The sequence below is a fragment of the Gordonia aichiensis genome (genome assembly GCF_039946255.1).
Taxonomy (GTDB): Bacteria; Actinomycetota; Actinomycetes; order Mycobacteriales; family Mycobacteriaceae; genus Gordonia; species Gordonia aichiensis_A.
The window spans coordinates 93,290-107,334 of record NZ_JBCDWL010000008.1 but is presented as its reverse complement, the minus strand read 5'-3'; the positions used below and the strand labels follow the sequence as shown (position 1 = coordinate 107,334).

Annotated in this window: 13 protein-coding genes; 3 read left to right on the top strand and 10 right to left on the bottom strand. The window is 67.5% G+C overall.

All coding sequences use genetic code 11. The features are described from left to right. Positions 1-46: 46 nt before the first annotated feature. Positions 47-664 carry a carbonic anhydrase gene (locus AAFO60_RS11565; protein ID WP_347956347.1) on the bottom strand — a complete coding sequence of 206 codons (618 nt, stop codon included), beginning with the start codon at positions 662-664 and terminating at the stop codon, positions 47-49. Here AAFO60_RS11565 and AAFO60_RS11560 point away from each other — a divergent pair. Then, complete coding sequence (locus tag AAFO60_RS11560; protein ID WP_347956346.1) at positions 663-1,583, top strand: A/G-specific adenine glycosylase; 921 nt, start codon at positions 663-665, stop codon at positions 1,581-1,583. The two genes, AAFO60_RS11565 and AAFO60_RS11560, sit on opposite strands and share 2 nt — an antisense overlap. Here AAFO60_RS11560 and AAFO60_RS11555 read toward each other — a convergent pair. Beyond that, the gene (locus tag AAFO60_RS11555; RefSeq protein WP_424327130.1) at positions 1,538-2,371 is read right to left on the bottom strand and encodes an alpha/beta fold hydrolase; all 834 of its coding nucleotides are present in this window, start codon (positions 2,369-2,371) and stop codon (positions 1,538-1,540) included. The genes AAFO60_RS11560 and AAFO60_RS11555 overlap by 46 nt on opposite strands. Before the next feature lie 61 nt (positions 2,372-2,432). On the opposite strand from AAFO60_RS11555, the gene AAFO60_RS11550 reads away from it, so the two are divergent. Continuing rightward, positions 2,433-2,738, top strand: a complete 306-nt coding sequence (locus AAFO60_RS11550; RefSeq protein ID WP_347956344.1) for an antibiotic biosynthesis monooxygenase family protein — start codon at positions 2,433-2,435, stop codon at positions 2,736-2,738. Positions 2,739-2,818: 80 nt separating this feature from the next. Beyond that, positions 2,819-4,273 (top strand): aldehyde dehydrogenase, encoded by a 1,455-nt coding sequence (locus AAFO60_RS11545; RefSeq protein ID WP_347956343.1) that lies wholly within the window; start codon positions 2,819-2,821, stop codon positions 4,271-4,273. Between the two features lie 908 nt (positions 4,274-5,181). Here the strand turns inward: AAFO60_RS11545 and AAFO60_RS11540 are convergent. From AAFO60_RS11540 to AAFO60_RS11505, 8 genes are read right to left on the bottom strand one after another with little or no spacing between them, the layout of a single operon-like run. Next, positions 5,182-5,775, bottom strand: a complete 594-nt coding sequence (locus AAFO60_RS11540; protein WP_347956342.1) for a hypothetical protein — start codon at positions 5,773-5,775, stop codon at positions 5,182-5,184. Continuing rightward, positions 5,775-6,650 carry a hypothetical protein gene (locus AAFO60_RS11535; RefSeq protein WP_347956341.1) on the bottom strand — a complete coding sequence of 292 codons (876 nt, stop codon included), beginning with the start codon at positions 6,648-6,650 and terminating at the stop codon, positions 5,775-5,777. The genes AAFO60_RS11540 and AAFO60_RS11535 overlap by 1 nt, the downstream gene beginning before the upstream one ends. Then, on the bottom strand, positions 6,614-8,038 hold the full coding sequence (locus AAFO60_RS11530) for an MCE family protein (RefSeq protein ID WP_347956340.1): 1,425 nt from the start codon (positions 8,036-8,038) through the stop codon (positions 6,614-6,616). The genes AAFO60_RS11535 and AAFO60_RS11530 overlap by 37 nt, the downstream gene beginning before the upstream one ends. Next, positions 8,038-9,288 carry an MlaD family protein gene (locus tag AAFO60_RS11525; RefSeq protein WP_347956339.1) on the bottom strand — a complete coding sequence of 417 codons (1,251 nt, stop codon included), beginning with the start codon at positions 9,286-9,288 and terminating at the stop codon, positions 8,038-8,040. The genes AAFO60_RS11530 and AAFO60_RS11525 overlap by 1 nt, the downstream gene beginning before the upstream one ends. Further along, positions 9,288-10,544 (bottom strand): MCE family protein, encoded by a 1,257-nt coding sequence (locus AAFO60_RS11520; protein ID WP_347956338.1) that lies wholly within the window; start codon positions 10,542-10,544, stop codon positions 9,288-9,290. Before AAFO60_RS11520 ends, AAFO60_RS11525 begins: the two co-directional genes overlap by 1 nt. Position 10,545: 1 nt before the next feature. After that, positions 10,546-11,784, bottom strand: coding sequence for an MCE family protein (locus AAFO60_RS11515; RefSeq protein WP_347956444.1), 1,239 nt, complete (start codon positions 11,782-11,784; stop codon positions 10,546-10,548). Between the two features lie 26 nt (positions 11,785-11,810). Further along, positions 11,811-12,866 carry an MCE family protein gene (locus AAFO60_RS11510; RefSeq protein WP_347956337.1) on the bottom strand — a complete coding sequence of 352 codons (1,056 nt, stop codon included), beginning with the start codon at positions 12,864-12,866 and terminating at the stop codon, positions 11,811-11,813. Continuing rightward, entirely contained in the window at positions 12,859-14,043 is a 1,185-nt protein-coding gene (locus tag AAFO60_RS11505; RefSeq protein WP_347956336.1) for an MCE family protein, read from the bottom strand. Before AAFO60_RS11505 ends, AAFO60_RS11510 begins: the two co-directional genes overlap by 8 nt. Between the last annotated feature and the right edge of the window lie 2 nt (positions 14,044-14,045).

Below are 14,045 nucleotides of genomic sequence, written 5' to 3'. Positions count from 1 at the left end.
CTCGCCAGTGGTGATGGGCTCCGGCGTGTCGTGGATTGGTGTGCGACTACTCGCCGATGTCGCCGATCGCCTCGACGAACTCGACCTGCCCGTCTTCGAGGCGGTACGTGAGGCCGACGAGCGCCAGCGTGCCCGCCTCGACGCGTTCGGCGACGATCCGGCTGCGGTCCATCAGCAGGTGCAGGGTCTCCTTGACGTGCCGTCCGACGAAGCCGTAGTAGTCGGTGATGCCCTCGGCCCGTCCGGCGAGCACGCTAGGAGTCACCTTCTCGACGATCGCGCGGACGTACCCGTTCGGGAGGGTGTTCTCGTCGAGCGCCTTGAGGGTGGCGCCGACGGCGCCGCAGCTGCTGTGTCCGAGGACGACGATCAGCGGCACGTTCAGGACGTCGGGACCGAACTCGATGGTTCCGAGCACGGCCTCGTCGAGGACGTGTCCGGCGGTGCGGACCACGAACATGTCGCCCAGGCCCTGGTCGAAGATGATCTCGGCGGCCAGTCGGGAGTCGCCGCAGCCGAAGAGCACGACGTGCGGGGTCTGGCCGGAGACGAGCGCCGCACGCTCGTCGCTACCCTGGTTCGGATGGAGTACCTCGCCGCGAACGAAACGCTCGTTTCCTTCCTTGATGACCTGCCATGCCTGCGCGGGAGTTAAGTTGTCCATGACTGGAAGTATGCCACCGGCCACACTCGTGAATTGGTTCGGCTCGGCTCACCGCGACCTGCCGTGGCGCGAGCCGGGCATTTCCGGCTGGCAGATTCTGATCTCGGAGATCATGCTCCAGCAGACGCCCGTCGCCCGCGTCATCGAGCCCTGGACGCAGTGGGTGCAGCGGTGGCCGGTGCCGTCGTCGATGGCCCGCGAGACGAGCGGCGAAGTGGTCCGGGCCTGGGGAAAGCTCGGCTATCCGCGTCGGGCGATGCGCCTGCACGAGTGCTCGCGGATCCTGGCCGCAGAGCACGGCGACGTCGTACCCGCCGACGTCGACGTCCTGCTCACGCTGCCGGGAATCGGCGACTACACGGCGCGCGCCGTCGCATGCTTCGCCTACGGGCAGTCCGTCCCGGTGGTCGACACCAACGTCCGCCGGGTGATCGCTCGCGCCGTGCACGGCCGCGAACAGCCCGGCAATCCCGCCCGACGCGACCTGGCCGACGCCGCCGCACTGCTGCCCGCCGACGACACGGCACCGATCTTCTCCGCCGCGGTGATGGAGCTTGGCGCCCTGATGTGCACCGCACGCAACCCGCGGTGCGACGAGTGCCCGCTGCTGGGCACCTGCCGGTGGGTGGCTCGCGGCCGGCCGGCGCACGACGGCCCGGCCCGGCGCACGCAACGCTACGACGGGACCGACCGTCAGGCGCGCGGCCGGCTGCTCGATGTCCTGCGCGATACCCGCGGCCCGGTGGAGCGCGCCCGGCTCGACCTGGCGTGGACGACCGACACCGCCCAGCGCGACCGCGCCCTCGACTCGCTGCTGGTCGACGGCCTGGTCGAGATCGACGACGACGGCCTGTTCTGCCTGGCGGGCGAAGGTCAGTCGGCGAGCCCCGACAGGAACGCCTCCACCGCACCCCGGTAGACCTCTGGCCGGTCGTCGTGCACGAGGTGCCCCGCACCGGCGACCGTCAGGTACGCGGACTGGTCGTGGCGTCGATGCAGTCCGCGTGCGGCCATCTGCGCCATCTGCCCGGACGGGGTCACCGAGTACTCGGCCTCGATCAGCAGCGCCGGCGCGTCGACCGCGTCCCACTGCGACCAGAACTCGCGAGTCCCCCACTCCTCGGCGATGGCACCCCACACCGGGATGCTGCCGTGCAGGTGACCGTCGTCGAAGGCCTCGTAGAAGTAGCGGCCGGCGATCGGACCGAACATCGCGACCGCCTCGTCGAGGTCGGCGAACCGGTCGGGCCAACTGCTGAACCAGGGTGCCCAGTCGCCGATGGTGCGTCCGCGGTAGTCGGGCGCCATGTCCTCCACCACGAGCGCGCTCACCAGTTCGGGGAACTGCGCGGCCGTGCACCAGGCGTGCAGTCCGCCCATCGAATGCCCGATCAGCACCACCGACCCGCGGTCGATCCAGGTGATCAGTTCGGCCACGTCGGCGACGAACCGCTCGGTGGCGATCTCCTTCGGCGGGATCGGGTCGGGCGCATCGAAGGCTCCCTGGTGGAAGGCGGCGTCGAAGGTGAAGACGTGGCCGTACCGCCGCAACCACGGGATCTGTCTGCGCCAGGTGCACCCTCGGCCCATCAGTCCGTGGAGCAGGACGATCGCACCGTGCCCGCCGTCGGCGCGGCTGCGGCCACCGTGGTCGAGGAGTCCGTTCACGATGTTCGACCTTAATCGGACGCGCGTGGCACGCCGCATACCGCCGCGGGCGAGATCTGGCGCCGGCTCGATGTCGGTGCCGGTCAGTAGGGTGGGCCCCATGGCAATTGTGAAGATCAATGCGATTCAGGTGCCCGAGGGCGCAGGTCCCGAACTCGAGAAGCGGTTCGCCGCTCGCGCGGGTGTGGTCGACGAGGCCGAGGGCTTCCTCGGCTTCCAACTGCTGCGGCCGGTGCAGGGCGAGGACCGCTACTTCGTCGTCACCCAGTGGACCGACGACGAGAGCTACCAGGCGTGGGCCGGCGGCGACGCCCGCGCCGCGCACAAGAGCGACCGCAAGCCGGTCGCCACCGGTGCCAGTCTGCTCGAATTCGAGGTCGTCCTCGACGTCGCGCCGAAGCCGTGACGACCCGTCGCATCCCCTAGTCTCGTTTTAGAACGTGTTCTAGTATCGAGGGAACGGTTCCCCGATACCTAGGAGCATGTATGACCGACCCCATCGAGACCACCGAGCTCTACCTCGGCGGCAAGTGGGTGCAACCGCATTCCGACCAGGTGCTCGACGTCTTCTCGCCGGCCACCGGAGAGAAGGTGGGGTCGGTCCCCGCGGCCGATGCGACCGACGTCGACACCGCCGTCCGCGCGGCCCGCGCCGCCTTCGACTCCGGCGTCTGGCGCAACACTCCCCCAGCCCAGCGAGCTGCGGTGATCCGCCGCGCAGCCGAGCTGATCAACGAACGCGGCCCGCAGATCGGCGCGCTCGTCTCGGCCGAGATGGGTGCCACCCCCGGCGACGTCGCGACGCTGCAGCAGTTGGCCGGCGTCGGCTGTCTGAACGCCTACGCCGACGCCGCTGACGCCTACGACTGGGAGGAGAAGCGGACCGGCCTGTTCGGCGAGACCCTCGTCGTCCGTGAGCCGGTCGGCGTGGTCGGCGCGATCATCGCCTGGAACGTGCCGCTGTTCCTCTTCTGCAACAAGTTCGGGCCCGCCCTGGCGGCCGGTTGCTCGATCGTGCTCAAGCCCGCGCCCGAGACTCCCCTCAACGCGAACATGCTCGCCGAGATCTTCACCGAGGCGGGCGTCCCCGAGGGCGTCATCTCCATCGTGCCGGGCGGCGTCGAGACCGGGCAGGCGCTCGTCGATCACCCCGAGGTCGACAAGATCACCTTCACCGGATCCACCGCCGCCGGTCGGGCGATCGCCGCGCGCTGCGGCGACCAGCTCAAGCGGTGCTCGCTGGAGCTCGGCGGCAAGTCCGCGGCCATCGTTCTGGAGGACGCCGACATCGCCGCCAGCGCTCCGATGCTGGTCTTCTCGGGCCTGCTCAACTCCGGCCAGGCGTGCGTCGCCCAGACTCGCGTGCTGGTTCCGCGCAGCAAGCAGGACGAGATCGTGAAGGCCATGGTCGATGTGGCCTCGACCTTCACTCCCGGTCTGCCCGACGATCCGGCGACCAAGGTCGGACCGATCATCAACGACCGCCAGCACGAGAAGGTCACCGGCTACATCGCCAAGGGCAAGGAGGAGGGCGCAACCGCGGTCCTCGAGGTGCCCGCGCCCGAGGTCGGCACCGGCAACTTCGTCGGCCCGACCATCTTCACGGGTGTCACCAACGACATGACCATCGCCCGCGAGGAGATCTTCGGCCCGGTCATCAGCGTCATCGCCTACGACGATCTCGACGAGGCGATCGCGATCGCGAACGATTCCGACTACGGTCTGGCCGGCTCGGTCTGGACCGCCGACGTCGCGAAGGGCATCGAGGTCGCCAAGCAGGTCCGCACCGGCACCCTGGGCATCAACTGGTACGCCATCGACCCGTCGTCGCCCTTCGGCGGCTACAAGAACTCGGGCATCGGCCGCGAGAACGGCCGCGAGGGCCTGGAGAGCTACCTGGAGCACAAGGCCATCCTGATGCCGATGGGCTACACCTCGTAGGTTCCATCCGCGTCCGACGACGGGGCCGCGCAGCCGCCCGCTGCGCGGCCCCGTCGCCTCCCTCACTCTCGTACGCCCCCAAACAGGCTGGTCGAGGACGCCACCCCGGCAACACCCCAAACAGGCTGCCGGCAACACCCCAAATGGGCTGGTCGAGTAAGCGACCGGAGCGAAGCGCAGGACGCGCATCGAGACCACGGCGGCCTCGACACCCCACCCTCGCACGCCCCCAAAACAGGCTGGTCGAGTAAGCGACCGAAGCGAAGCGCAGGACGCGCATCGAGACCCCCGCACCCCCACAAGGCCTCGATACGCTCGCTCACTACGTTCACGGGCTACTCGACCACCCTGACAGATCGAACAACCGCCTGAGGTCTCGATACGCCGCCTCGCTGGCGCTCGGTGGCTACTCGACCACCCTGAAAGCCCGCCCCAGCACGCGACCCAAGCGCAGAATCCCGCAAAGCCCCCAAAACAGGCTGGTCGAGTAAGCGACCAGAGCGAAGCGCAGGACGCGCATCGAGACCCCCGCACCCCCACAAGGCCTCGATACGCTCGCTCACTACGTTCACGGGCTACTCGACCACCCTGACAGATCGAACGACCGCCTGAGGTCTCGATACGCCGCCTCGCTGGCGCTCGGTGGCTACTCGACCAGCCTGAAAGCCCACCCCAAGCACAGGACCCCGCCAAGCCCCAAAACAGGCTGGTCGAGTAAGCGACCGAAGCGAAGCGCAGGACGCGCATCGAGACCCCGCACCCCCACAAGGTCTCGATACGCTCGCTCACTACGTTCGCGGGCTACTCGACCAGCCTGACAGATCGAACAACCGCCTGAGGTCTCGATACGCCGCCTCGCTAGCGCTAGGTGGATAAGCGACCGGCCTGGTGCACCCGGGCTGGGCGAATCAGCCGGCCGGGGTCGGCGGCGTCGACGACGCGCCCGGGATCGGGACGGCGGTCGACGGCGGCGTCGCGTCGGACATCTGCATGCGGTCGCGCAGGTTGTTGTCGTCGAGGACGTCGATGGAGTTGATCTTCCACTCGCCGCCCTGCTTCTCCATTCCGAAGATCAGGCGGCTCTTGTCGACCTGCACCTCGGAGACGTCGTTGCGGGTGGACGACTGGTTGACGAAGACCATCACCTTGGCGGTGTCGCGGGTGTTCTCGATGACGCCGACGCCCTGGACGGTCAGCGCCGTCGTCACGCCCTGCGCCTTGACCTGATCGCCGACCTTCTCACTGATCACGCGCGACTGGTAGTCCTTCTTGGCCTGCCCGGTCAGTCGGCCCATCGTCGTGTTGATGTGGGCGTCGACGTTCTTGGGATTCCACGCGAACATGTCGACCACGTAGGTCTGCGCCGCATCCTGGGCCGACGCGCGCGCCTTCTCCTCGGCGGAGGCATTCGCATAGCGGACACCGAGAAAGACCGTGACGCCGACGACGACCACGACGATCGCGACCAGCACGGGCAGCAGCCAACGCTGCAGTCGACTCATCACGCCACCCAATCGAAGTACGTCATCTTCAGCTCACCGTTGATCCGCGTCATGTCCACACGCGCCCGGAAGGTGGCGAAGTCGGTGTTCTTGGTGTCGTTCTTCGGGTGCCCCTGCCAGGCGTACACCACCAGGACCGACCCCTCGTCGGGCTCGGACTTCGAGACCGCGTCGGCGACGATCGTCGTCTTGGTGACCATGTCGCCCTTGCGGACCATCTCGGCGACCTGCTTCATGTTCTCCTGGAACATCTGCCGGGCCCGACCACTGGTCTTCTCCATCGCGTTCTTGTACATCTGATCGGCGTTGTCGGGGTTGAGGGTGCTCATCGAGACCACCATCTGCTGGGCGAAGGTGGAGTACTCGGCCCGCAGCTGCCGCTCCTGCTCGATCTTGTGGTACTGGTAGCCGAAGACCGCGGACAGGACGACGCCCACCACGACCACCAGCGCGGTCAGGGACACCGCGACGATCACCAGTCGGGAACCGTCGCCCGCGGCCCGCTCACCGGCCGACCTGCGGACCACCGCGCGCTTGCGTCGACGCTCGCGATAGACGGCCGAGGCGGCCAGCTCGTCGCCGTCCGGTTCGACGGCCGACGCCTGCGCGACCTCCGCCTCATCGGACTGCTCACCCTCGCCGGCGGTCGCTGCGGCCGGCCGCGGCTTCTTCTTGCGTCCGCCCAGCGGGCTCGAGCGCAGCACCTGCGGGCTCGACGGCTCGTCGGGCCCGGCCTCGGTCGCCTCCACCCCGACGGCCGACTGCTCGTCGGTCGCCTGCAGCGGCGCGTTCTCCTCCGACGTCTCGGACCGGTCGTCCGGGGTCGGCTCGGTGGGAGTCAGTTCTCCACCGTCTTCGTGATCAGGTCGTACCATTTCTTCTTCTGGCCCTGCGACTTCTGGTTCTGGTCGGTCACATAGGTCTTGCCGTCGGGTCCGATGAACTCACCCGTCTCCGGGTCGTAGGTGGTCGCATAGACCGCCGGTTCCGCACTGTAGTCGGTCGGCGTTCCCGGGACCACACGCCCTGCCGGCTGCTTGGGCAGGTTGGTGCCGGGGAAACCGTTCGGAAGTGCGACGTTGTCCTTGTTCGACGGCTTGAAACCGGTCTTGCACTCGGCCGGCGTCGGCGCGCGACGTCCCGGGTACTCGACGCACGGGAAGTTGCGCGCACCGCGGACCGACGACTGCGCGTCCTGCGGCAGCCGGCACAGCAGCCCCGGCGGCAGATCGCGCGCGTCCTGCTCGGACGGGAACCGCCACTGCTCGGTCGGCAGGAAGCCGACGGTGCACGTCGGCGGATCCTGGAAGCCGAGGGTGAAGTTCACGTTGGGCCCGTGCCGGTTGCTGCCCGAGTTGATCGCGGTGATCAGCGCCGACAGCACCCGCGGGTACAGCACGATCGTCTGCTGCAGGTTCGGCAGGTACACCGCCTGGGTGCGGGCTGCCACCTGCAGGTTCGAGATCGCCAGCGGGAACGACTGGTTCATGTCCTCGAACAGCTTCTGACTCTGGGCGGCCACGCCCGGACCGTTCTTGAGGATGTCGGTGATGTCGGGTCGGCTGGCCCGCATCTGGTCGGTGACCGTGGTCATGTCCTTGGTCCACGACCGGATCGCGTCAGCGGTCCGATTCTGCGTGTTCAGCAGCGGCCCCGCCTCACGCACCAGGTCGATGGTGGTGTCGACGTTCTTGTTCAGCTCACCGACGAACAGCGTCATCGAGTCCATCAGCCGCTGCAGGTCCTGGCCGGTTCCGTTGAAGGCCAGGAAGGCCTCGTCCATCACCGACCGGAGCTTGCTGTCGCTGACCTCGGCCAGCAGGGCATCGGCCTGATCGAGCATCGCGGAGATCTCCACCGGCACGTCGGTCGAGGTGACGGTGGCCCCGCCCGAGAGATTGTCGCCGGACGGGTTCGCCGGCGGCGTGAAGTCGACGAACTGCTCGCCGACCGCCGACACGCTGCGCACCGACGCCGCCGAGTCGACTGGGATCTTGGTGCTCGAGTCGATCTTCAACGTGGCGGCGACGCCGTCGGGGGTCAGCGACACCGACGTCACCTTCCCGACGTTGGCACCGCGGTAGCTGACGTTCGCGTTCTCGTACAGGCCGCCGGTCGACGGCAGCTTCAACGTCACGTCGTAGCTGCCGATGCCGAACATCTGCGGAATCCGAATGTAGAACACGGCCATCGAGACCATCGAGATCACCGTGACGATGCTGAAGATGATCAGCTGCATCCGAACGAAGTGAGTGATTTTCATCAGTTACCGCCCCTGAGTCCCGGCAGCAGATCCTGAAGCGTCGGATTGGCCGGATTGCTCTGCTTGCGCTGCGTGGTGCCCTTCTTCAACGGCGCCGAATAGGGATCGGCGCCGGTCTTGGATCCGCCGGCCGGCTTGCCGACCATCGTCTCCGGCCCCACCGCGGCGACCGAGGCCACCAGGGTCTGGTTCAGTCGCTTCCAGGTCAGGTCGAGCACCAGGTCGGAGTTGACGTAATCGCCCTTGACGACGGTCGGGATGAGCTCCTCGATGAACGGGAAGGTCAGCAGGATCCGCAGCGAGTTCGCCAACGCCGGACCGGTCATGGACAGCTGGTCGAGCAGCTCTCGCATGTTCGGGACGATCGTCTTGATGTCGTCGGTGTTGGCGGCCAGCACGTCGTTGACGGTCTTGGAGAGCTTGCCGACGCTGTCCATCGCGCCGGTCAGGTTCTTCCGCTGATCCACCAGCAGCTGCAGGATCTTGGGCGAACTCTCCAGCGCCCGCTGGATCGTCGGCGTCTGCCGGTTCATCGTCGCCGACAGTCGATCGAGCCCGTCCATCGCGTTGATGATGTTGTCGGTCTGCGTGTTCAGGTCCGTCACCAGCGTGTTCAGCCGGGGAACGAGCTTCTTCAGGGTGTCGGCGTTGCCGCCGAAGACCTGGTTCAGCTCGTGGACGACGTCGCCCATCTGCGAGAGCCCGCCGCCGTTGAGCACCACCGACAGCGAGCTGAGAACCTGCTCGGTGGTCGGGTACATGCACGGGTCGACGGTCTGCGCCGAAGTGATGTCCGGAACCTTCTTCGCGTCGGTCTGCGCGATCTGCTGCTCGGGGCAGTTCGGCAGGACCAGCGAGCCGCCGGCGGCGAGGTACTTGCCGCTCGGATGCTCCGGGGCGACGATCGCGATGTGCGACGAACCCAGCACGCTGGTCATGCCGATCATGGCGTGCGAACCGACCGGCACCTTGACGCCGGGGTCCAGACGCAGGGTCAGCTTCGCGTGCCAGTCGTCGATGGTGATGTCGCCGACGCTGCCGACGGTCGCGTCGTTCATCATCACCGGAGCATTCCGGACCAGCCCCGCCGCAGACGGGATCATCGCGTTGATCTCGTAGGCGTCCGCGCCGGTGCCCGCCGCGCCGATCGCCGAGATCGTGGAGATGGTGTTGCTGCTGCAGCCGGCGGTCACCGGGACCGCGAGCAGGCACGCCGCGGCGAGTGCCGCGACCGTCTTCTTCGACCTCATCAGCCCTGACCCCCGAACGGAACGAGAAGTTTGGCGAGCGGATCGGACATTCCCTTGCGGGAGTTCGCGTCCCGTTCCTGCACGCCCGCCTGGGCCCGCGCCTTCACGTCCGCGTTCTGGTACGTGATCTGGTCGGGCTTGGCGGTGCGGCCGATCACCGGGTTGGCGAGGAAGGGCGGGTAGTTCACCACGATGCCCGACATCACGGGCGCGATGACGTCGACGCACTTCTCGATGTCCTTCTCGGTGTCGCCGGGCCGGGAGGTGGCGGCCATCGACCCGCACAGCAGGGTGATGAGGTTGTTGCCCATGCCCAGACCGAAGACGCCGTCGAGCGAGCCGGTCAGCGGGTTGTAGATGTTGAAGAAGTTGGCGAGCTGGTTGGGCGCCGAGTGCAGCAGGCCGCGCAGCTGCTCGTCCTTGCGCTTGAGCGTGCCCGTCAGCTGCGCCAGCTTGTCCATCGTGGAGACCACGGTGTCGCTGTTGGTGCCGAGGAATCCCTCGAGCTGACCGATGGCCTCGTTCAGGTTGGTCATGGCGGCGCCGAGGTCGTCGCTGCTGCCGGCCAGGACATCGCTGACGCTGGCCATCCGCCCGTTGAACTGCACGAGCTGTTCGTGGCTGGTCGACAGCGCGTCGGTCAGCTTCTGCAGGCTCTTGATGGTCCCGAAGACGTCGTCGCGGTTGTCGGACAGGGTGCCCATCACCGTCGACATCTGCTTGATCGACTCGGCCATCGCCTTGCCGTTGCCCGACAGGTTCTTGTCCATGACGTCGATCGCCGCTGCGGCGGTGCCGCGGTCGGCGCCCTTGGGGCCGACGGCGTTCGACAGCTCGTCGAGCTGCTTCTTGACGTCGTCCCACTCCATCGGCACGGCGGTGCGCTCCATCGGGATGGTGGCGCCGTCGGCCAGCTGCTCGCCCTTCGAGTACACCGGGGTGAGCTGGATGAACCGGCCCGACACCAGCGACTGCGCGACGATGACCGCGCGGGCGTCGGCCGGGATCGAGGTCTTGTTGTCGATCCGCATGGTGACCTTGACGTCGCCGCGGCGGGTCTCGATCGAGGAGACCTTGCCGATGTTCACGCCGATCACTCGGACCGGGTCGCCGCTGTAGAGCCCGTTCACGGACGGGAAGTACGCGGTGACGGTGCGCGTGGTGGCCTTCTGGACGCCGAAGAAGACTCCGACGGCCAACAGGATCAGGACCGCGGCGCCGGCGACGCCGACCCAGATGCGACGGTTGCGTCCCATGTCAGCCTCCAGTTCCATGTCGGTCGGCGGGGTTCAGGTTCTTGTTGTTCTGCGGCTGCTGAGGGATCGGCGTCGGGTAGGCCCGCTTGGGCAGCGGACGGCCCACGTCCGGGGTGTTGGTGCTCGGTCCCTGACTCCAGTTCTGCGGGATCAGCGGATTGCCGGAGTACTCGAGGAAGTACCGGGCGGCCTCGGGGTACTTGCGCTGCATCACCTTCAGGAAGGTGCCCATGTAGTCGCCCCAGGTCGGCAGACCGACCAGCGAGGAGAAGTACGGACCCGAACTCACGGCCTCGCCGAGGATGTTCGCGTAGGGACCGAGGTTGTCGATCGCCTTCGAGAAGTTCTCCTCGTTGTCGTTGAGGATGTTCAGCACCCCGTTGAACTTGTCGAGGACCGGCTTGAGCTGCGCATTGTTGTCCTCGATGAAGCCGGTGATCTCGGCGGTGACGTCCTTGGTCCCCTTGATCACCTGACGCAGCGCGGCGCGCCGCATGTTCAGCTCGCCGACGAGCGCGTTCGCGTCGACGAGCATGTCGCGGATCTGGTTGCTGCGCTCGCCGACGATGTCGGTGACGCCGCGGGCCCGACGCAGCAGGTCGCTGAGTGCGTTGTCGCGGTCGGCGATCGCCTTCGACAGTCGGCTGACGCCCTCGACCGCACCGCCCATGTTCGCCGGCGTCTTCGAGAAGGTCTCGGTCAGCGTCTCCAAGGCGCGGTTGAGCTCGTCGGTGTCGGTCTTGGCCAGCGTGGTCGTCGCGTCTTCGAGTGCATCGGTCAGCGAGTACGGGGAGACCGTCGACTCGACCGGGATGAAGCCGCCCGGCTTGATACGGCCGGTGCCGATCGGGGTGATCGTCAGATTGCGCCGTCCCAGGACGGTCTCGGTCTTGATGGCGGCGCGGGTGCGGTCGCCCAGCAGCACGGTGTCGTTAAGTCGGAAGTTCACCTTGGCCTTGAGGCCGTCCTTCGTCTCGGCGAGCGAGATGCCTTCGACGGCACCGACCTTGACGCCGGCCACCATGACGACGTCGCCGGCCACCAGGCCGCCCGCGTCGTCGAAGTAGACGTCATAGGTGCTCACCTGGGCCAGGTACGGCAGTCGGTCCATCTGCATGGCCATCACCACGATCATCGCCGTGATGAGGACGCCGACGATGCCGACCTGGTACTTGGGCCGTCCGGCGCGCGCGAAGGGCTTCGGCGGCGCCTGGGTGGGATCGGTCGGATCGGGGTTCACCGGGGTCTCCGAATTCGTGTCGTCGCTCAACTCGCACACCTCCCGCCGGCGGACGTCTTGTCGCCCATCGCATCGATGGCCGTGAAGTAGTACTGGGTGTTGCCCGGACCGGGCAGCAGCAGCCGGATGCGGCAGAAGTAGATCTGCAGCCAGGCGCCGTAGCTGCCCAGGTTCGACAGCATCTTGAAGTCACCCGGGAGTCGGCCCAGCAGGTCGCGGATGAAGGCCTCGGACTTGAGGGCCTCGCCGCTGGTGCGGCCGAGCGCGGTGATCGTCTCTTTGAGGTCGGGGCGGGTCGTGTTCATCAGGCTCGCGAGCCCGGTGGTCGCCTTGCCCGCCTGGGTGATCGACTCGCCGATCACGGACCGGTCCTGCGACAGGCCGGTGATCAACTGCTGCATGCGATCCACGCTCTGGTCCAGCCCCTTGTGGTCGGCCTCGAGGGTGCCGAGGGTCTGATTGAGGTTGTCGATCACGCTGCCGATGAGCTGATCGCGGTCGGCGATCTTGTTCGTGAACTCCGAGGTGCTGGCCAACAGATTGTTCAGCCCCGCGCCCTGCCCCTGGAAGACGGCGATCAGCGCCGACGACAGCTGGTTCACCTCGCCGGCGTCCAGCGTGCGGAACAGCGGCTTGAAGCCGCCGAGCAGCTTGTCGAGGTCGAGGGCCGGCTCGGTCTGCCCGATCGGGATCTCGCCGCCGGCCGAGAGCGTCTTGTTGATGTCGCCGGAGCCGGGCTGCAGCTCCAGGTATCGGTCGCCGGTGAGGTTCTGGTACCGGATGAGCGCCTGCACCGACGTGGGCAGCCGGTAGTTGTCGTTGACGGTGAAACTGACCCGGGCCTTGTTGTCCTCGGTCAGCTGCACCGAGCTGACGGCGCCGACGTCGACGCCGGCGATCTTCACCACGCTGCCGGCCTTCATCGCCGAGGCGCTGGTGAACAGGGCGGTGTACTTGTCCGTGCCGCCGCCCTGGTAGCGGCTGAAGACCATCACCAGACCCACCAGGACCAGGATCATGGCGAGCGCGAAGGCGCCCAGCTTGATGACCGTCGCACGGAATGCGCGTGCGCGACTATCCACGGGGGGTACCTCCGAACAGCAACTGGAAGAGCTTCTGCGGCTGCACCTTCGCGGTGGTGCGCGGCTGGTACGGCTGCGGTGCGTTGTCCACGACGTAGAACGGGATGTGTTCCTTGGACTGGACGTTCGACAGCCCGGCCTGGCAGGTCGGCGGACCGTCGCCGCGGACCTCCGGCAGATCCTGCGGCCAGCGGTACGGATCCTGGCCGGGGATCAGGCCGGCGTCGAGCAGCAGCATGCCGTTGCGGCCGCCGAGCAGCGGGGTGGCGATGTCGGTGGCGTCCGAGGCGCCGGTGATGAAGCACCGCAGGCCGGGAGCCTGCCGACCGAGCAGCCGGGTGACCGGGTTCAGGTCGGTCAGCGTCGAGATCAGGTTCTTCTTCGACGCCGACAGCACGCCGTTGACGGTGTTGCCCATGCCCGTGACGTTGATCAGGAGGGCGTCCAGGTTGGTGGCGTTGTCGACGAGGGTGTTGCCGACGACGGTCGCGTTGTCGACGATCCGCATCAGGTCGGGCATCGCGTCGGCGTACGTGTTCGTCGCCTGCGAGGCCTCCCGGAGCAGCCGGTTGAGCTCGGGCAGGTGCGGGTTCGTCTTGCCGAGGATGTCGGTGAGCTGGACCAGCGCGTCGCCGATCTGCTTGCCGCGCCCGGACAGCGCCTCGTCGACCGCACCGATCATCACGTTCAGCTTGTCGGGCTGCAGCTGCGCGAGCACGTCCACCAACTGCTGGTAGACGGTGTTCAGCTCCACCACCACGTGGTCGGCCTCGATGACCGATCCGGCCGACAGCTGCCCTTGCGGCCCCGACGCGGGGATCACCAGGTTGACGGCCTTGGCGCCGAAGATGGTGTTCGACTTGATGTCGGCGTAGACGTTCGCCGGCACGAAGTGCAGCTGGTCCGAAGCCATGTCGAGCTTCAGCTCGGCCTTGCCGCCGACGCTGGTGACCGACTTGACCCGCCCCACCTCGACGCCGCGCAGCTTGACCTTCGCGTCCGGGTTCATCACCAGGCCGGCGCGCGGCGCGAACAGGGTGACGGTCTTGGTGCTGTTGAACCAACCGAGGAACTGCCCCGACGCCAGCGCGATGATCCCGACCAGCAGGCCGACCATGATCAGGGCTGCCAGCTTGCGTGTGCTGTTCCGGTAGCCCTTGTTGCTCTTATTCGCCATCC